The organism is Chryseobacterium elymi, assembly GCF_003385495.1.
GTDB lineage: Bacteria > Bacteroidota > Bacteroidia > Flavobacteriales > Weeksellaceae > Chryseobacterium > Chryseobacterium elymi.
Genome location: NZ_QNUH01000011.1, coordinates 26750 through 44331, shown reverse-complemented (window position 1 = coordinate 44331; position 17582 = coordinate 26750). Strand labels below are relative to the sequence as shown.

Genomic DNA, 17582 nt, shown 5'->3' with positions numbered 1-17582 from the left:
TTTTTAAACTTCTCCTATTTTATCAGCCAGATCATTAAGAATGTTCGGCCCTTTATATACTAATTCTACGAGCTCCACGCTCTTATTATTCATTTTCAGAATCTTGAAATGATAATTTTCCAAGTCAAACTCATCATTTTCTTCAGGAATATCTTCGAGTTCGTGCAGAATAAATCCTGCCAATGAGTTGTATTCACTTTCTTCGGAAAGAGGCAGTTTTTTAGGTAAATGTTCATTAATTTCGTCCAGCGGCTGTGTGGCCTGAACCCAATAAATATTATCCCCTATTTTATCTACAAGCTTATCTTCATCGTCTTCTTCATCCTGAATTTCCCCCACAAGTTCTTCCAGAATATCTTCTAAAGTGATAATACCTTCAGTTCCTCCAAACTCATCAATAACTATTGCAAGGTGCTGTTTTTTTTGCTGGAAAATCTTCAGGAGATCAGAAATTTTTTTGCTTCCTACCACAAAAAATGCATCACGCATAAGATCTTTAAGATCTTCATGATTAAGGTCTCCTTTTCTCTTTACAAATTCCCTGATGATCTCTTTGGTATAAAAAATCCCGATCACATTATCTATGGAATCAAGATACACAGGAATACGGGAATAACCGCTATCCATGATCTTGTTGATAATTTCATTAATATCTTCTTCAAAATCAATAGACGTGATATTCTGTCTTGGTACCATGATCTGCTTGGCAGAATGATCTGTAAAATCAAATGCATTCTTGATGATCTCATAGTTCTCTTCTTCAATCTCACCGCTGTCAGCGCTCTGTTTTACCAAAAGCTGAAGCTCCTCAGTGGAGTGAATTTCCTGTTCGGAAGCCGGATGAATCTTAATTAATCTTAGAAATGTATTTGACATTAGGTTCATCAACCAGATAAATGGTTTGAAAACCGTGTAAAAAATTCTTAATGGAACTGCTGTAGCCATTGTGGTTGCTTCCGATTTTCTAATTGCAATAGATTTCGGGATAAGCTCACCAAATACAATATGCATCACTGTAATTAATACAAAGCTTGTGACTACTGAAATTGTGGTAATTGTGGTCTGGGTAAGTTCCACATTCAAAGAGTGGAAAACACTTTCAACTACGTGATGTAGGGCACTTTCCCCTACCCAACCCAATGCAAGAGATGCCAGGGTAATACCGAGCTGTGTAGCAGACAGGTATTCATCAAGATGCTTGATAATATGCTCTGCCTGTTTTGCCATAGAGTTACCTTCGGCTGCTTTTAACTGGATCTGTGAATAACGAACCTTAACAATTGAGAATTCTGCGGCTACGAAAAAGCCATTTAGTAATACAAGAAATAAGGCTAGCAAAAGCCTGACTATATCCGAGTCCATTTAGAAGTTGTATAATATTTTAGTTTACAAAGATAGATAAAATATAAATAACAAAAAAAGCATCGACAATATCGATGCTTTAATATTATGTTAAAATAACTCTTATGAATTTTTCAAAGCTTCTGCTCCTGAAACGATTTCCAAGATTTCGTTTGTAATGGCAGCTTGTCTCGCTTTGTTGTAGAAGATCACAAGATCGTTCTTTAAAGCCTGGGCGTTATCCGTAGCTTTGTGCATAGCCGTCATTCTCGCTCCATGCTCAGAGGCAACTGAATCTAAAACCGCTTTGAAAACCTGGGTTTTGATCGCTTTAGGGATCAAATTGTCAAGAATTTCATTTCTGTTTGGCTCAAAGATATAATCTGTTTCTACCTGGGTTTCTTCAGCTTTTTCGGCCATAGAAATAGGAAGAAGCTGCTCAGCGGTTACTTCCTGGGTAGCAGCATTAACGAATTTATTGTAAATCAAATAAACTTCGTCAAATTTACCTTCTCTAAAGCTGTTCATTACTCCTTCAGTAACGTGAGATACTGTATCAAAGTTTAAGTTGTCAAAAACAGCACTTTCATTGGAATATACTGCACGAGTTCTTCTAACAGCATCATAAGCTTTTTTACCGATGGTAAGAACTTCAACGTCGTATTGAGATTTCTCTTTGAACTGGTTGTTAAGCTCTTTCACAATAGATGAGTTGAAAGCTCCTGCAAGACCTCTGTTTGAAGTAACAGCGATGAAAAGAATCCTTTTCACTTCTCTTTTTTGAGCATAGACAGAAACCTGATCAGGATCAGAGCTAGAATTTACATTCTGGATAAGTTCCTGCAGCTTTTCAGAATAAGGTCTTAACATTACGATTGCATCCTGTGCTTTTTTAAGCTTCGCTGCGGAAACCATTTTCATAGCACGTGTAATCTGCATCGTAGATGAAATTGACGTAATTCTACCTCGTATTTCTTTTAAGTTTGCCATTAATTTGGGTTCAAAGTTTATGGTCTAAAGTTTAAGGTTTAAAACAGATTCTAAACCTTAAACAATGAAGATTTTAGTTATATTTAGAAGCTAAATCATTAGCTGCCTGCTTAAGAACGTTGGTAATATCGTTGTCGATTTTACCTGCTTTAATAGCCGCCATTGTGTCAGGGTGCTTAGATCTTAGGAATTCGATATATTCAATCTGGAATTCTTTTACTTTTCTAATAGGAACGTTTCTTAATAAGTTCTCAGTACCAGCATAGATCATAGCCACCTGGCTGTCTACAGGAAGTGGAGAGTTTACCGGCTGCTTAAGGATCTCAACGTTTCTTTCTCCTTTAGAGATTACCGCTAAAGTAGAAGCATCAAGGTCAGAACCGAACTTAGCGAACGCTTCGAGTTCTTTATATTGAGCCTGGTCTAATTTAAGAGTACCAGATACTTTTTTCATTGATTTGATCTGAGCATTACCTCCTACTCTCGATACAGAGATCCCTACGTTGATTGCAGGACGAACTCCTGAGTTGAATAGATCAGACTCCAGGAAGATCTGCCCGTCTGTAATAGAGATTACGTTCGTTGGAATATATGCAGAAACGTCACCAGCCTGAGTTTCGATAATTGGAAGTGCAGTTAATGAACCACCTCCTTTTACGATTGGTCTTAAAGACTCAGGCAAATCGTTCATCTGACTAGCGATTTGGTCATCAGCAATAACTTTTGCTGCTCTTTCCAATAGTCTTGAGTGAAGATAGAAAACGTCTCCAGGATAAGCTTCACGGCCCGGTGGTCTTCTCAATAGTAGAGAAAGCTCACGGTAAGCAACCGCTTGTTTAGATAAATCATCATAAACGATCAATGCCGGTCTACCAGTATCTCTGAAGAACTCACCGATAGATGCTCCAGCCATAGCAGAATATACCTGCATTGGAACCGGATCGGAAGCGTTAGCCGCAACGATTACAGTATATGCTAAAGCTCCTTTGTCAGAAAGAGTTTTAACGATTTGTGCTACAGTAGAAGCTTTCTGACCGATAGCAACATATATACAGTATACAGGCTTACCTGCATCATAGAATTCTTTCTGATTGATGATCGTATCGATCGCAACAGTAGTTTTACCAGTCTGTCTGTCACCAATGATAAGCTCTCTCTGACCTCTTCCTACAGGGATCATAGAGTCAATCGCAACGATACCTGTCTGTAAAGGCTCAGTTACCGGCTGCCTGAAGATAACTCCAGGCGCTTTTCTTTCCAATGGCATTTCGTATAAATCCCCAGTAATAGGACCTTTACCATCGATCGGGTTACCAAGAGTATCTACTACTCTTCCTAACATGCCTTCTCCTACTTTAATAGAAGAGATTCTGTTTGTTCTTCTTACTGTATCTCCTTCTCTTACTAATTTACTTTCCCCAAGCAGAGCAACACCTACGTTGTCTTCTTCAAGGTTAAGTACAATACCTTCTACATCACTAGAAAATTTCACCAACTCTCCGTATTGTACGTTTTCTAACCCGTATACACGAGCAATACCATCACCGATGGTTAAAACTGTACCTACTTCCTCAACGTTGGATTGAGTGTCGAAGTTGGCCAATTGCTGTTTTAAGATCGCAGATACTTCTGCCGGATTTATTTCTGCCATTGTATGGTTGTTTTTTCTTTAATTTAATTGAAAATCTTTTTTAACCTGATTAAGTTTTGTCTTTACAGACGCGTCTATCTGCTGATCACCTACTCTTAAAATATAGCCTCCTAAGATATCGGGCTTAACATTTAAATTGAGATCAAAGTTTGACCCTTCTTTTACAAGACTGGTAGATCTTAGGATCTGATCAAGGTTCTCTTTAGAAAGCTGAGTGGCTGTAGTAAGAGTTATTCTCTGTACTCCGCTGACATCCTCTACTTTGTTGATGAACTCCTGTGCGATATTTTTCAGCTGGTTCTCACGTCCGTGCTTGATCACTAATCTGATCAGGTTCTGTGAAGAAACTGAAAAATCTTTAAAGATCTGGTCTGCTACCTCTATTTTCTTTTTTGCATCAATGTAAGGTGTAAGGAAGAATTTATTCAAATCTGCAGATTGAGACATGATCTTCTTTACATCTTTCATTTCAGAAAATACAGCAGCTGTCTGACCTGTTTCATTCGTGAAATCAAGCAGTCCCTGTGCGTATCTTTTAGCTACTTTAGATGTAAGCATTCTTAGTTAAGGTTAGATTTGTTTAAATAATTTTGAACTAATTCGTTTTGAGCTTCGTTGGTATCCAACTTCTGCTTAAGGATAGATTCAGCGATGTTTACAGATAAAGCACCGATTTGAGTTTTGATGTCTGCCATAGCAGCATTTTTCTCAGCCTGAATGGTCTGCTTAGCCGCTTCAATCATTTTATCTCCTTCATTTTTAGCAGCATCTTTAGCCTCCCCTACGATTCTATCTTTAATTTCTCTGGCTTCTTTAAGGATAGCATCTCTTTCGACTTTAGCTTCACGAATAATTCTTTCGTTATCAGCTTTAAGTTCTTCCATTTCTTTTTTAGCCAATTTAGCTTGGTTTAATGCATCAACGATAGAAGTTTCTCTGTCATTTACTGCATTAACAATTGGTTTCCAAGCGTATTTAGCAAGAAGAAACAATAGGATAACAAAAGTAAGGGTCATCCAAAACAAAAGTCCAATTCCAGGTTCAATAATTCCCATATCTGTAAATTCTTTTTTAAGTGTTATTTTATGGATTGTTTTTTAAAATTCTTAGCAGCAGCCAACCGCTTCACTGCTAAGAATGTTTTTTTGAGGATAGATTACTTGATGAAAGCACCAAAGATAATCGCAATAAGACCAGCACCTTCAATAAGACCAGCAGCAATAAGCATTGCTCCTTGAATCTTACCAGCCTGCTCTGGCTGTCTAGCGATAGCATCCATTGCGTGACCTCCGATTTTACCGATACCTAGACCTACACCTAGTACTGCTAAACCGATACCTACGTAAACTAAACCTGCTCCAGTTGACATGTCCATAATAAATAAATTATATTAGTTAAAAATTATTTTAATATTTTTCTTTTTAATTAGTGTGCATGTTCTTCGTGACCATGCTCATGATCGTGTTCTGCAACTGCAATACCAATAAATAGAGCTGATAATACAGTGAAGATATATGCTTGCAATGCTGCTACTAATAATTCCAATACGGAAACAAATAATGCTAATGGTACAGATGCAAATCCTAAAAACGGAGATTTGAAAATGAAGATCAATGAAATAATCGCCAAAATCATAATGTGTCCCGCTGTAACGTTAGCAAAAAGTCGCATCATCAAAGCAAAAGGCTTTGTAAAGATTCCAATAATCTCGATTGGAACCATGATAGGATACAATAAGATAGGAACTGGTGGCATAAAGATGTGTTTCCAATAATCTTTATTTGCACTGAATAATGTAATTAATAATGTAATGATGGCTAAAACCGCGGTGATTGCAATATTACCTGTAAGGTTTGCTCCAAAAGGAAAGAAAGGAATTAATCCAAATAAGTTGTTAAACCAAATAAAGAAGAATGCAGTTAATAAATAAGGCATATATCTTTTATATTTAACAGATCCGATGTTTGGAATAGCCACTTCATCTCTTATAAACACAATTACTGGCTCTAATAATTTCCCAGCTCCTCTTGGTAATTGAGACTTCTTATAGTTCCTTGCCATTCCTATGAATATAATTGCCATAAAAATTACCGACAATAACATTGAAGCTGCATTTTTAGTAATTGAAAGATCAAAAAATACTTCACTTGATTTTTGTTTTCCACTGATAATTGAAAATAACGTTGCTTTTTCTATTCCTTTAGTAGAAACTACCTGTCCATGCTCTAAAGTATACCCATCATGTTCATGTCCGTGAGCTATGCTACTAGAAAGAAAAGTGTGCCATCCTTCATTATCCTTAATAATAACAGGCAAAGGGATGGAAACATGATGTTCTTCACCACTATCATCTTTTGTAGTCCATAAATGCCATTCATTTGAATCACCAATGTGCTCCATGATCATTTTGGTTGCATTGAAGCCATCTTCCGCTTCTTTGTGTTCTACTTTTTCAGCTGACTTTTCACCATCAGTTTCATGTTGTGCAGTAGCAAAACCACTAATAAACACAAATAAAAATGCGAAAAATAATGAAGAAATTTTTCTGTTCATATCTCTTTTTTAATCGTGTGCAAATATATCGATTTTATTAAACTTTACCAATATTAAAAATTGATTTTTATCATCAAAAAAATCAAGACTTGTTAATGAGTTTTATTATGGATAAATATATAAGGAATGAACCAATAACAAAGCAAATGATCATAAAGAGAAAATTTTCTCTTGTTTTATCAATTATTATTAAAGAAGTAATAAGCCAAAAAACATCTTTACCAATATTCATTGTAAGAAACTTCATTCCTGCATCAGGCTTACCGTACAAATATCTTTTAAATATTATATATAAAACAACATTTAAAAATGCTACTAAAAACATAATAATAAAACTATCCCAAAAATTCATTTTACAAAAATAGAATTATAATTTAGAAACAAAACAAATCTCAATACCTTATATAATATATATTGTCAAAAATTCCTTATTTTTGCAAACCTATAATTTACAATACATATGTTTAATAGTTTACAGGATAAATTAGACAAGGCTCTACATAATATTTCCGGACGCGGGAAAATCACAGAAATCAACGTGGCGGAAACCGTAAAGGAAATCCGTAGAGCGCTGGTAGATGCCGATGTTAACTATAAAGTTGCAAAAGATCTTACCAAAAGAGTTCAGGATAAAGCTTTAGGACAGAACGTTCTTACTTCCCTTACACCGGGACAGCTGATGACGAAGATCGTTCATGACGAATTAGTGGATCTGATGGGAGGTTCTCAGGAAGGAATCAATCTTTCAGGAAAACCAACCGTAATCCTTATTGCAGGTCTTCAGGGTTCGGGTAAGACTACTTTCTCCGGAAAACTGGCTAATTACTTAAAAACAAAAAGAACTAAAAAACCTTTATTGGTTGCCTGTGACGTTTACCGTCCTGCGGCAATTGACCAGCTTAAAGTATTGGGTGGTCAGATCGGGGTTCCTGTATTTACAGAAGAAGGTTCTACCAATCCATCTACCATTGCTGAAAATGCAATTAATTTTGCAAAAGCAAACGGTCATGATGTAGTGATCGTCGATACCGCGGGACGTCTTGCGATTGATGAGCAGATGATGAACGAGATCAAATCTGTACATTATTTCATCAAACCTCAGGAAACGTTATTCGTAGTAGATTCCATGACCGGTCAGGATGCTGTAAATACAGCTAAGGCATTCAACGATGCGCTGAACTTTGACGGTGTTGTTCTTACCAAATTAGACGGTGATACGAGAGGTGGTGCTGCTTTGACGATCCGTTCTGTAGTTGAAAAACCAATCAAATTCATCTCTACCGGTGAGAAAATGGAAGCTTTAGACCTTTTCTATCCGGAAAGGATGGCAGACAGGATCTTGGGAATGGGAGACGTTGTTTCCTTAGTGGAAAGAGCTCAGGAGCAGTTTGACGAGGAAGAAGCTAAAAAACTTCATAAAAAGATCGCTAAAAATGAATTCGGATTTGACGATTTCCTTAAGCAGATCAACCAGATCAAGAAGATGGGTAACATGAAAGATCTTATGGGAATGATTCCAGGGGTTGGAAAAGCGATCAAAGATGTGGAGATCAGTGATGATGCTTTCAAACATATTGAAGCGATCATTTACTCTATGACACCTGACGAAAGAAGAAGACCATCTATCATCAATACACAGAGAAAACAGAGAATCGCAAAAGGCGCGGGAAGAAAAATTGAAGATGTGAACCAACTGATGAAGCAGTTCGAGCAGATGGGTAAAATGATGAAGATGATGCAGGGACCTCAGGGGAAACAGATGATGCAGATGATGAGCAAAATGCCGAATATGCCGGGAATGGGCGGAATGATGGGGAAATAACCCAGCTTAAAACAATAAGACATAAAAAAACTCTCAGAAATTCTGAGAGTTTTTGTTTTTATTTGAATTTGTATCCCAATCCTAACTGGAAGAAATTCATTTTCATTTTTTCGTCATTTACGGGATCCTTGATCATATTGATCAGTCCGAAACTGTAACAGGCATCTACAAATAATTCTTTGTACACATTGTAATTCCACCAAACCCAACATCATTCTCATTAGAATTCAATTTTGATAAAGCACAACCAGCTTTCACACCAAATCTTGTCTGTGAATTCATCCCTGCAAAAAAAAGCAAGAGTTGAACCAATAAATTTTTTCAAGATTATTTTATTCAAAAGCTCTAAAAATAAAAAAGCCCTAAAATAAATTAGGGCTTCTATGTTTACAAATGCTTTGTTAATTACTTAGCAAATACATATTTAACTCCGAAAGTTACAGAAGATAAATTTAACCCGAAGTTATAATTGTTAGTAGCATCACCATTTTTTGGCTTATAGTTGCTGTAACCAAACTCTCCGATTGTAGCTTCAATAGACCAGTTCTTGTTTAAGAAATAATCTAAACCTGGTTTCACAGTAACACCAACTTGAGTATATTTAGCTTCAGTTGAAAGTGAAGTTGTAGATGTAGAGCTTCCTGTAGTAACTACTGAATTGTTTTCTGTTTCAGTTTTTCCAAACTGCATTGGCACTGCCAATTGTCCGAAAATAAATAATTTGTCAGATAAAGTCCAGTATTTTCTTACGAAAGGAGCAACAACAAAAGCTGGTTTCTTAGTGATATCCTCGCTTACAACTGTTGCACCTGGCAAAGTAGTAGTAGATGTTACAGTAGTTTTTTCAGTTTGGTATCCAACTCCAACTCCAACTGCTAAGTTTGTTCCTACGAAATATCCAACTGTAGGTAATACGTTGAAGTTTTCTTTTTTGTAGTTACCATTATCGCTTTCTACTTGAGAATAACCAACAGAACCTGATAAATATGCAGTTCCTTTTGCAATCTGTGCATTAGATAAACCGAAAAGTGCAACAGCACTCGCTAATAATAATTTTTTCATTTTAAAAAATTTTAATACTTTCTGAAGGCAAATTTACAGTGGCTCCCGCTAATATTAAAATTTGTTAACGTGATTAATATCATTGATCAATATTAGCTTTTTATAGGAATAAAACTTAATAACAATACTATGTTGATTTTTTCACAATATTATGAATAAAAAAATTATAATTTCTTAGCTAGAGTATGATATGATTAACTTTTAAATTTATCAGTTAGATGAAAATCAATAACACTTATGGTTGAAACGACTTAAAATGTTAATGTTTAAGCCATTACTTGTTAAAATTAAATTAAAATGCTGCTTTAATGGGTTCAAAGCAGCATTTTCTATTATTTATACGTTCTTGTTATGCAGAAACATAGCAATGATAAGTCCCTTTTATACTATATAGAGCTCCTGCCGTCACAAAGTTTCCGGTAGGGAACGGTGTGGTAACAAGGAAATACATGCCTGTTTTCTGACGGGAATCAATTAGTTGGTTAACGTTGATATCAATAGTCCATTTATTGCGCGGAAAACCTTCATATTTTGCTCCCGAAAGATACAGCAAACAATTCGAAGCCTGTATAAAGTGTGTGTTTTTAAGTGCCAGATTTTCATTATTAATAAAACCTATATCATCCATATATTCAGAACCTTCTGACAGATGTCTTTCCAATAATAAGTTTCCGTCTTTATCATACAACTTATACCAGCCGCTACAGATCCTTGATATAACACCTTTGGCTGCAGGTTTCTGTGCTAGTTTAGTGCTCAGTTGCACTTCTTGACTTCCAGCGAACTGCAAATAGTCATATGTTGTTGTGCTTTCAAGATAATTCTTAAGGCTGTAGAACTGATCATCTTTTACCACCTCACTTTTATTATAAGTTATTGTGGTAGTTTTACTATCAATTTTATAGGCAACTTTCACTTCTTTATTTTCATTAGTCGCTAAGTCTTCATTCAATTGATCCGATTGACATGACAATGAAGATAAAAGGACAGACATAGCCAGTAGAGCTTTAAGCTTTCTCATATTTTAAAAAATTTAGGTTATTAAGCTGCAAAAATATATCACTGTTTCAGGATAATAAAAAATAAAAGCATGACATTTATCACCAATAAGTGATAATATAAAACAAAAAACTCCGGTTTAAAGCCGGAGTCTAGTGTGTTATTTTAAGATCTTTATTTGATGAAGAAGTTGTACCCAATATTAATGGCACCTACATTCCAGTTGGCTGTATACCATCCGTAATCACGCTTGTTGCTGATCGTCTGGTAGCCTAAATAAAGCTCACCTTTAGACATCTGATATCCAAATTTAGGCTGAGCATAGAAACCACCGTCTACTCCATCTTTTGTAGAAATTCCGTATCCAAGATCCAACCCTACAAAGATAGGAGCCCCTGAGAATTTATATTTACCGGAAACTGCTACAGGAATAAATCCGAAATCATCAAAGTTATCTTTTCCAAAGAAATGTGAATATCCTGTGGCAACTCCAAGATCAAGACCTTTTGTAATATTCCACATATAAGCGGCATCCACTCCTAATGTAAATGAAGAAGCATCACCTGCATCACCTACCGGAATACCAATGTGACCTCCTAACTTAAAGCCTTCCTGCGCCTGCGCAGCACCGCCTAGCAGCGCAAAGGCACCTAGTAAAAATAGTTTTTTCATTTTTTAAATAGTTTGATTGATGCTGCAAAATTACTAATTATTTTTATTGTTAAAATAAAATTAATGATATTCATTCATGATAACAATAAAAAAGCGGGACAAAATTCTGTCCCACTTATGCTTTTGTATTTAGTTATAAAGAATTAGTTTCCTCCGAATTTAAAACCAACGCCTACCTGGAAGAAGCTGTTTGTCAGTTTTCCATCTCCGGAATCCTTAGCTAAGTTAGAAACTCCCATGTTGTATCTGGCGTCAAAGAACAATCCGTTTTCCAATGCATATTCAGCACCTAAGAAAGGAGCAATATTTAAAGTATTCGTCTGATCTTTAATGTCTCTTTCATCATCTGCAGAGATTTCAAATCCAGGAATCATTCCTAATCCAAGGTCAGCTACGGTTTTCGTTTTTGCAGAAATGATAAGTCCGAAATTTGCACCTGCAGAAACTGATAAACCTTCAGTAATAAAATATTTAGCAGAAACCGGGATTAAAATCGTTCCAAAAGTAGTTTTATTTTTAATGTTAAAGAATGTACCCGCATCATCCTCGTCCTCTACCCTTTCATTGATCTTACCTCCCAATGGTGAATATAAAACCTCTCCCTGAAGAGCAAATTTATCACTTAGTTTGTGCTCTACTAAAGCACCTGCATAGAAAGTGTGTGAAGGATCTGTATTTTCAGATTCTCCACCATCTTTAAACTTTAAAGTTGAAAGTGAGTAACCGGCTTTAGCACCGAATCTTGTTTCCTGAGCGCTTAAATTAGCGCTAACTACAGACGCTGCTGCAATAAGTAAAAATTTTCTCATGATTATTTTTTAGTATTCGGCCACAAAACTAATTCTTTTTTTCAAATTACCAAATAATACTAAGAATAATTATCACAAAACCATGATTCCGTACACTGAACTGCTAAAATTTCAATTTTATTCTGGTTCACATACTAACTTAACAAGGAATTATAAGTTATAATAAGACAATAATCTTAATCCTTCAGTCTTTTATCTTCCTCATTATAGGCTAAAATGATCTTTCTTACCACCGGATGTCTTACAACATCTTCTTCCGTAAGGTGTACAAAACCTATTTCTTTAACATCTTTAAGAATTCTCATAGCTTCCTTCAGTCCGGATTGTTGTTTCGGCGGTAAATCGATCTGACTTGGATCTCCGGTGATGATGAACTTAGCATTCATTCCCATTCTTGTCAGGAACATTTTCATTTGGGCATGGGTTGTGTTCTGGGCTTCATCCAGGATTACAAAGGCATCATCCAGCGTACGCCCTCTCATAAAGGCTAACGGAGCAACTTCAATGACCTTCTTCTCTATAAAACCTTCCAACTTTTCATGAGGGATCATATCTCTAAGCGCATCATATAAAGGCTGCAAATACGGATCCAGCTTTTCTTTAAGATCTCCCGGCAAAAATCCAAGACTCTCGCCCGCTTCTACAGCAGGTCTCGTCAGGACAATTCTTTTTACTTCCTTATCTCTCAAAGCCCTTGCAGCCAACGCCACACTGGTATACGTTTTTCCGGTTCCCGCAGGCCCTATGGCAAAAACCATATCTTTTTTCTCGGTTTCTTTTACCAGCTTCTTAAGATTGGTGGTTTTAGCTTTGATGATCTTACCGTTGACTCCCTTTACAATAATATCCTGATCAAAAATCAGCTGTTTTTCATTTTCGTCCTTGATATTTAGTACATTCTCAACATCTTTTAAAGCGATAGAATTGTTTTCAGAGATAAATTTTACAATATCATCCAGTTTTTGTCTGAGTATATCTAAAGCCTCCTGATTGCCCATTGCGAAGATAAAATGATCTCTTCCGGTGATCTTAAGCGTAGGAAAGCTTGATTTTAATAAGTTGAAATATTGGTTATTAACGCCATAGAAGGTCTTTACATCGATGTCTTCCAAATCATATGTTAATTCAAACATGCAGTATTTTATTTTTATTAGATTTTAAAATTAAAGCTTTTTTTCAAATTTAGATCAATTCTTTCTACAATCTTTTGGGGCTTTCTTTTTATTTTAAATAACTTTGCAGGAAACACTATTTATTCTATCAACGATTCATGTCAATTATTACCCTTACTTCGGATTTCGGAAATTTAGATTACAGAGTTGCTGCTGTGAAAGGCAAAATTCTGTCTTTAAATTCTAAGGTTAATATTGTTGATATAACCCACGACATCCAGGCTTTTAACCTTATACAGACATCCTACATCGTACGCAACGCCTACAAATATTTTCCTAAAGGAACCATCCATATTCTTTCTGTAGACAGTTTTTACAACAGATCAAGGAAAAACATCCTGTATAAGGCAGACGGCTCCTACTTTTTAGCCGCAGACAACGGGCTTTTAAGCCTCGTCTTTTTTGATATAAAACCGGAAGCGATATACGAGATCACTCTGAACAACCGCTTCGATGATGTGGTAAACTTCACTTCCACAGATGTTTTTGTGCCTGCAGCAGTACATCTGGCAAACGGCGGACTTCCAGAAGTAATAGGACGGAAAATAGATTCGGCCAAAGAACTTCTTTTCCCGAAACCCGTCTTCAATGAATCTGAAAAAATGATCATTGGGGAAGTAACTTATATTGATAATTTCGGAAATATAATATCAAATATCAGTAAAGACTTTTTTGAAAGTACCGGTAAAGGCAATGAAGGTTTTACTATAAAATTCAGAAATTTAACACTTTCAAGGGTATATTCCAGTCATACGGAAGTAGTTTCCGACTGGGAAAGGGAAACAGAATTCCATGGACAGTCGGCAGCGATCTTCAATGATAGTCAACTTCTGGAGCTTACGATCTATAAAGGGAGCAAAAAAAACGGGGCTAAAAGCCTGTTTGGGCTCAATGTAGGCGAGAATATCTACGTTGAATTTGTCTAAAATTATATATTCCGTAAAAAAACCGATTTTTTTTATATATTTGTCAAAATCTAAAAATTAAAAATGGCAGAATACAAATTATTGCTTCCTTCCATGGGAGAAGGTGTTATGGAAGCGACAATTATCACTTGGTTATTCAATGAAGGTGATAATGTAAAAGAGGATGATTCCGTAGTTGAAATTGCAACAGATAAGGTAGATTCAGACGTTCCGACACCAGTTTCGGGGAAAATTGTAAAAATCCTGAAACAAAAGGACGAGGTTGCTAAAGTTGGTGAGGCCATTGCCATTTTAGAAATTGAAGGAGAAGGCGGGAGTACAGCTTCAGAAGAAGTAAAAACAGAAGCACCGGCATCTGCTCCGGATACAGAAACATTGAAAGCCATTGAAGAGCCTTTACAGGCTGTAGCCTCCAATGTAGAGTTCTCAGGAGACCTTTACCTGTCACCACTGGTAAAATCAATCGCACAGCAGGAAAACATTTCTGAATCCGAGCTTAAAACGATTAAGGGAAGTGGTTTAGAAGGAAGAATTACAAAAGAAGATATATTAGCATACGTTTCCAACAGAGGAAACCAGCCGGTTCAGCAGGCTGCTTCTGCACAAACAGCAACTCCGGCAGCACCAAAGGCTCCGGCTTCAGCACCGGTTTCTACGGTTCCTGTAGCATCAGGTGACGAGATCATTCCAATGGACAGAATGAGAAAGATCATTGCCGAAAATATGGTAAAAGCAAAACAAATTGCTCCACATGTTACTTCTTTCATCGAAACAGACGTTACCAACGTTGTAAAGTGGAGAAACAAACATAAAGATATTTTTGAAAAACGTGAAGGAGAAAAACTGACTTTCATGCCGATTTTCGTGAAAGCTGTAGTGAAAGCTATCCAGGATTTCCCGATGATCAACGTTTCTATCAACGGTGAAAATATCATTAAAAAGAAAAATATCAATATCGGTATGGCTACTGCCCTGCCGGATGGAAACCTTATCGTTCCTGTTATTAAGAATGCTGACCAGCTATCCCTTTCTGGTTTGGCAAAAGCGATCAATGATTTGGCTTACAGAGCGAGAAATAAAAAATTAAGACCTGAAGATACTCAGGGAGCAACGTATACCATTTCTAACGTGGGAAGTTTCGGAAACCTTATGGGGACACCTATTATTCCTCAGCCTCAGGTCGCTATTTTAGCTATTGGTGCTATTGTTAAAAAGCCCGCAGTTCTTGAAACTAAAGACGGTGATGTAATTGCCATCCGTCAGCTGATGTTCATGTCTCACTCTTATGACCACAGAGTGGTAGACGGATCTTTAGGAGGGATGATGCTGAAGCATGTTCACGACTATCTTCAGAACTGGGATCTGAATACAGAAATTTAAAAACAAAATAAACCGATAATCTAAATAAGTACATGAAAAGTCCAACATTACTTGCTATAATTTCGCTGGGAACTATTATCCTTATTGATCTTGTTCAGATTATTATGAGTTTCTTCGATTTCTATTCGATGAACTTATTTAGATTATTTGGTATATTAAACCTGATTGCTTTTATGGGTTTATTACCTTTCTTTGTTACCCTGTACAATAAGCAGAAAGGATGAATTCCGAACTGAAAGAGCTTTTCGAGATTAAGCAGGAAGATAAAGACAAGGATAAAAAAATCAGTAAACCAACTGATCAGAATATTAAAAAACACATTACCACACGTCTTGCTGTTTTTATTCTTGGAACGATCTGTTTTGTTATAGCGATCATGGAAGGAAAAGGGGTCTGGGAAGAAATTGCATTCCTTATATATATGGCCTTGTTCCATGCAATCTGGCTTCTCTTTATTATCATTGAAGCGTTGGTTCTGCATTGTAATAAAAAGTTGACCCTTAGGAATACTAATCTTATTTTTATTCTTGTTTTAGTATTAACTTATTTTATCAGCGGTATTTTCCTTTTTGGATTCGCCTGATACTTATGCATACAATATAAAAGCTTCCTATTGGGAAGCTTTTTTGATTTTCTGTTCTCAAATCTGTGGGAACTTTTTTTAACAGGATTTTTTAATACCATCTAATTTTCTTACTTTTCAGTTCAATAAAATGTCTTAGACCACAAATGCTGAAAATTCTCTCCCTCCTTCGACAAGGCCTTAAAAAGTCTTTTGACAATATCCGCAACGAACAGCTGAAAAACAATCTGCTGCAGGCCATTCCTTTCTGGATAGGTTCTGTGATCACTGGCTTTTTTGCGGTAATGTATGCTAAGATATTCGCATGGGGAGAACATCTGCTGCATTTCATTATGAACTGGCATTCATGGATGATTTTTATTATTGCCCCGATTGGATTTGTTCTTTCATGGTGGCTGGTGAAAGAGTTTGCGCCCAACGCCAAAGGCAGTGGCATTCCACAGGTGATGGCTGCTGTAGAATTGGCCAACCCGAAGGAGCATACAAAAATCAGAAGCCTTTTAAGTCTTAAGATCATTGTTTTTAAAATCGTTTCATCCGTCGTTCTGGTAATCGGAGGCGGTGCTGTAGGACGTGAAGGACCTACCATTCAGATTGCAGGTTCTGTGTTCAGAAAGGTCAACGAATATCTTCCCCACTGGTGGCCGAAAATCTCAAAGAAAAACATGATCATGACCGGCGCTGCAGCGGGACTTGCAGCCGCATTTAATACGCCTTTGGGAGGAATTGTATTTGCTGTGGAAGAACTTTCCAAAACACATATCAATTATTTCAAAACCGCTTTGTTTACGGCGGTAATCATTGCAGGCCTGACAGCCCAGACTTTAGCAGGATCCTATTTATATCTAGGTTATCCAAAAACAAACGATGTTTCTCTGATGGTTATGTTTCCTATTATTCTCGTGGCAGGAACTGCCGGAATCCTGGCGAGCCAGCTTTCCGTCATGATGCTTAAGATGAGTGACTGGAAGAAAAGAAAACTTAAAACAGATAAAGCCAATATTATATTTCTGGTGCTTTGCGCGCTGTTTATTGCTTCCATAGCGTATTTCATCAACCGCGAGATTCTTGGATCCGGAAAAGAAATTATGGAACGTGTTCTTTTTACTAACGATAAACATGAAGAATGGTATGTCCCTATCCTAAGGATGCTTGGCCCTGCCCTGTCTTTCACATCAGGTGGTGCCGGTGGGATTTTTGCTCCGGCCCTTACTGCAGGTGCCAGTATAGGATCTGTGATCTCAGGAGTCATTCATTTGACGGCCAACGAAACCAATGTGGTGATTCTCGCAGGAATGGTAGCTTTTCTTACCGGAATTACCAGGGCTCCGTTTACTTCAGCCATTATTGTACTTGAAATGACGGACAGGCATTCTCTCATCTTCCACCTGATGCTGGCAGGAATGGTCTCTTCCATTATTTCTATTTTAGTGAGCAGACATTCTCTGTATGATGTGATTAAGGCGAATTTTCTAACGGAGATCAGGGGGAAGGATTAGTTTCGGAATACGAGGTTCGGGTTTTTAAGTTGTCAATTATTAGTTACGAGTATAGTTTAAAGATACTTTTATGGGAATAATTAGAAATGACTTAAAACTTTAAACTTAAAACCCCGAACTTTA

The 17582-nt window shown here is 36.7% G+C and carries 20 protein-coding genes; 7 read left to right on the top strand and 13 right to left on the bottom strand.

All coding sequences use genetic code 11. The features are described 5' to 3' along the window. Nucleotides 1–3: 3 nt before the first annotated feature. From DRF60_RS13500 to atpB, 7 genes are all read right to left on the bottom strand, one after another. Nucleotides 4–1362 carry a hemolysin family protein gene (locus DRF60_RS13500; RefSeq protein WP_116012551.1) on the bottom strand — a complete coding sequence of 453 codons (1359 nt, stop codon included), beginning with the start codon at nucleotides 1360–1362 and terminating at the stop codon, nucleotides 4–6. A 102-nt stretch (nucleotides 1363–1464) separates the two neighbouring features. Further along, complete coding sequence (gene atpG, locus DRF60_RS13495; RefSeq protein WP_116012550.1) at nucleotides 1465–2331, bottom strand: ATP synthase F1 subunit gamma; 867 nt, start codon at nucleotides 2329–2331, stop codon at nucleotides 1465–1467. 73 nt (nucleotides 2332–2404) lie between these two features. After that, complete coding sequence (gene atpA, locus DRF60_RS13490; protein WP_116012549.1) at nucleotides 2405–3982, bottom strand: F0F1 ATP synthase subunit alpha; 1578 nt, start codon at nucleotides 3980–3982, stop codon at nucleotides 2405–2407. Between the two features lie 18 nt (nucleotides 3983–4000). Beyond that, nucleotides 4001–4540, bottom strand: coding sequence for an ATP synthase F1 subunit delta (atpH, locus tag DRF60_RS13485; RefSeq protein WP_116012548.1), 540 nt, complete (start codon nucleotides 4538–4540; stop codon nucleotides 4001–4003). 2 nt (nucleotides 4541–4542) lie between these two features. Continuing rightward, complete coding sequence (locus DRF60_RS13480; protein WP_116012547.1) at nucleotides 4543–5037, bottom strand: F0F1 ATP synthase subunit B; 495 nt, start codon at nucleotides 5035–5037, stop codon at nucleotides 4543–4545. A gap of 101 nt (nucleotides 5038–5138) precedes the next feature. Next, nucleotides 5139–5357 (bottom strand): ATP synthase F0 subunit C, encoded by a 219-nt coding sequence (locus DRF60_RS13475; protein ID WP_056031560.1) that lies wholly within the window; start codon nucleotides 5355–5357, stop codon nucleotides 5139–5141. 50 nt (nucleotides 5358–5407) lie between these two features. After that, nucleotides 5408–6535: a F0F1 ATP synthase subunit A gene (gene atpB / locus DRF60_RS13470; RefSeq protein ID WP_116012546.1), complete on the bottom strand. Its 1128-nt coding sequence runs from the start codon at nucleotides 6533–6535 to the stop codon at nucleotides 5408–5410. A gap of 107 nt (nucleotides 6536–6642) precedes the next feature. Here atpB and DRF60_RS21185 point away from each other — a divergent pair, with 107 nt between their 5' ends. Beyond that, nucleotides 6643–6900: a hypothetical protein gene (locus DRF60_RS21185; RefSeq protein WP_157967967.1), complete on the top strand. Its 258-nt coding sequence runs from the start codon at nucleotides 6643–6645 to the stop codon at nucleotides 6898–6900. A gap of 95 nt (nucleotides 6901–6995) precedes the next feature. Next, entirely contained in the window at nucleotides 6996–8357 is a 1362-nt protein-coding gene (gene ffh / locus DRF60_RS13460; protein ID WP_048504315.1) for a signal recognition particle protein, read from the top strand. A 58-nt stretch (nucleotides 8358–8415) separates the two neighbouring features. Here ffh and DRF60_RS21795 read toward each other — a convergent pair whose 3' ends face one another. The 6 genes from DRF60_RS21795 to DRF60_RS13435 all read right to left on the bottom strand — a co-directional run bounded on the left by DRF60_RS21795 (nucleotide 8416) and on the right by DRF60_RS13435 (nucleotide 13032). Further along, entirely contained in the window at nucleotides 8416–8544 is a 129-nt protein-coding gene (locus DRF60_RS21795; protein ID WP_262510882.1) for a hypothetical protein, read from the bottom strand. A gap of 218 nt (nucleotides 8545–8762) precedes the next feature. After that, entirely contained in the window at nucleotides 8763–9419 is a 657-nt protein-coding gene (locus DRF60_RS13455; RefSeq protein ID WP_116012544.1) for an outer membrane beta-barrel protein, read from the bottom strand. Nucleotides 9420–9768: 349 nt separating this feature from the next. Then, nucleotides 9769–10440, bottom strand: coding sequence for a hypothetical protein (locus tag DRF60_RS13450; RefSeq protein ID WP_116012543.1), 672 nt, complete (start codon nucleotides 10438–10440; stop codon nucleotides 9769–9771). Nucleotides 10441–10592: 152 nt separating this feature from the next. Then, complete coding sequence (locus DRF60_RS13445) at nucleotides 10593–11090, bottom strand: hypothetical protein (protein WP_116012542.1); 498 nt, start codon at nucleotides 11088–11090, stop codon at nucleotides 10593–10595. Nucleotides 11091–11233: 143 nt separating this feature from the next. Continuing rightward, entirely contained in the window at nucleotides 11234–11899 is a 666-nt protein-coding gene (locus DRF60_RS13440) for a porin family protein (protein WP_116012541.1), read from the bottom strand. Nucleotides 11900–12075: 176 nt separating this feature from the next. Continuing rightward, the gene (locus DRF60_RS13435; protein ID WP_116012540.1) at nucleotides 12076–13032 is read right to left on the bottom strand and encodes a PhoH family protein; all 957 of its coding nucleotides are present in this window, start codon (nucleotides 13030–13032) and stop codon (nucleotides 12076–12078) included. Between the two features lie 137 nt (nucleotides 13033–13169). On the opposite strand from DRF60_RS13435, the gene DRF60_RS13430 reads away from it, so the two are divergent. The 5 genes from DRF60_RS13430 (at nucleotide 13170) to DRF60_RS13410 (ending at nucleotide 17459) form a co-directional block, all read left to right on the top strand. After that, the gene (locus DRF60_RS13430; RefSeq protein WP_116012539.1) at nucleotides 13170–13997 is read left to right on the top strand and encodes an SAM hydrolase/SAM-dependent halogenase family protein; all 828 of its coding nucleotides are present in this window, start codon (nucleotides 13170–13172) and stop codon (nucleotides 13995–13997) included. Between the two features lie 63 nt (nucleotides 13998–14060). Further along, on the top strand, nucleotides 14061–15377 hold the full coding sequence (locus DRF60_RS13425) for a dihydrolipoamide acetyltransferase family protein (protein WP_116012538.1): 1317 nt from the start codon (nucleotides 14061–14063) through the stop codon (nucleotides 15375–15377). 32 nt (nucleotides 15378–15409) lie between these two features. Further along, a complete protein-coding gene (locus tag DRF60_RS13420) occupies nucleotides 15410–15601 on the top strand; it encodes a hypothetical protein (RefSeq protein WP_116012537.1) in 192 nt (63 codons plus the stop codon). Then, the gene (locus DRF60_RS13415; protein ID WP_116012536.1) at nucleotides 15598–15960 is read left to right on the top strand and encodes a hypothetical protein; all 363 of its coding nucleotides are present in this window, start codon (nucleotides 15598–15600) and stop codon (nucleotides 15958–15960) included. The genes DRF60_RS13420 and DRF60_RS13415 overlap by 4 nt, the downstream gene beginning before the upstream one ends. A gap of 146 nt (nucleotides 15961–16106) precedes the next feature. Next, a complete protein-coding gene (locus tag DRF60_RS13410; RefSeq protein WP_116012535.1) occupies nucleotides 16107–17459 on the top strand; it encodes a chloride channel protein in 1353 nt (450 codons plus the stop codon). The last annotated feature ends 123 nt before the right edge of the window (nucleotides 17460–17582 follow it).

What these genes read in the sequence shown, in the direction of transcription:
- DRF60_RS13415 (WP_116012536.1), top strand. Translation starts at nt 15,598, where the DNA reads ATGAATTCCGAACTGAAAGAGCTTTTCGAGATTAAGCAGGAAGATAAA.
- DRF60_RS13440 (WP_116012541.1), bottom strand. Translation starts at nt 11,899, where the DNA reads ATGAGAAAATTTTTACTTATTGCAGCAGCGTCTGTAGTTAGCGCTAAT.
- DRF60_RS13445 (WP_116012542.1), bottom strand. Translation starts at nt 11,090, where the DNA reads ATGAAAAAACTATTTTTACTAGGTGCCTTTGCGCTGCTAGGCGGTGCT.
- ffh (WP_048504315.1), top strand. Translation starts at nt 6,996, where the DNA reads ATGTTTAATAGTTTACAGGATAAATTAGACAAGGCTCTACATAATATT.
- atpH (WP_116012548.1), bottom strand. Translation starts at nt 4,540, where the DNA reads ATGCTTACATCTAAAGTAGCTAAAAGATACGCACAGGGACTGCTTGAT.
- DRF60_RS13435 (WP_116012540.1), bottom strand. Translation starts at nt 13,032, where the DNA reads ATGTTTGAATTAACATATGATTTGGAAGACATCGATGTAAAGACCTTC.
- DRF60_RS13450 (WP_116012543.1), bottom strand. Translation starts at nt 10,440, where the DNA reads ATGAGAAAGCTTAAAGCTCTACTGGCTATGTCTGTCCTTTTATCTTCA.
- DRF60_RS13500 (WP_116012551.1), bottom strand. Translation starts at nt 1,362, where the DNA reads ATGGACTCGGATATAGTCAGGCTTTTGCTAGCCTTATTTCTTGTATTA.
- DRF60_RS13420 (WP_116012537.1), top strand. Translation starts at nt 15,410, where the DNA reads ATGAAAAGTCCAACATTACTTGCTATAATTTCGCTGGGAACTATTATC.
- atpB (WP_116012546.1), bottom strand. Translation starts at nt 6,535, where the DNA reads ATGAACAGAAAAATTTCTTCATTATTTTTCGCATTTTTATTTGTGTTT.
- DRF60_RS13430 (WP_116012539.1), top strand. Translation starts at nt 13,170, where the DNA reads ATGTCAATTATTACCCTTACTTCGGATTTCGGAAATTTAGATTACAGA.
- atpG (WP_116012550.1), bottom strand. Translation starts at nt 2,331, where the DNA reads ATGGCAAACTTAAAAGAAATACGAGGTAGAATTACGTCAATTTCATCT.
- DRF60_RS13455 (WP_116012544.1), bottom strand. Translation starts at nt 9,419, where the DNA reads ATGAAAAAATTATTATTAGCGAGTGCTGTTGCACTTTTCGGTTTATCT.
- atpA (WP_116012549.1), bottom strand. Translation starts at nt 3,982, where the DNA reads ATGGCAGAAATAAATCCGGCAGAAGTATCTGCGATCTTAAAACAGCAA.
- DRF60_RS13475 (WP_056031560.1), bottom strand. Translation starts at nt 5,357, where the DNA reads ATGGACATGTCAACTGGAGCAGGTTTAGTTTACGTAGGTATCGGTTTA.
- DRF60_RS13480 (WP_116012547.1), bottom strand. Translation starts at nt 5,037, where the DNA reads ATGGGAATTATTGAACCTGGAATTGGACTTTTGTTTTGGATGACCCTT.
- DRF60_RS13425 (WP_116012538.1), top strand. Translation starts at nt 14,061, where the DNA reads ATGGCAGAATACAAATTATTGCTTCCTTCCATGGGAGAAGGTGTTATG.
- DRF60_RS21185 (WP_157967967.1), top strand. Translation starts at nt 6,643, where the DNA reads ATGGATAAATATATAAGGAATGAACCAATAACAAAGCAAATGATCATA.
- DRF60_RS13410 (WP_116012535.1), top strand. Translation starts at nt 16,107, where the DNA reads ATGCTGAAAATTCTCTCCCTCCTTCGACAAGGCCTTAAAAAGTCTTTT.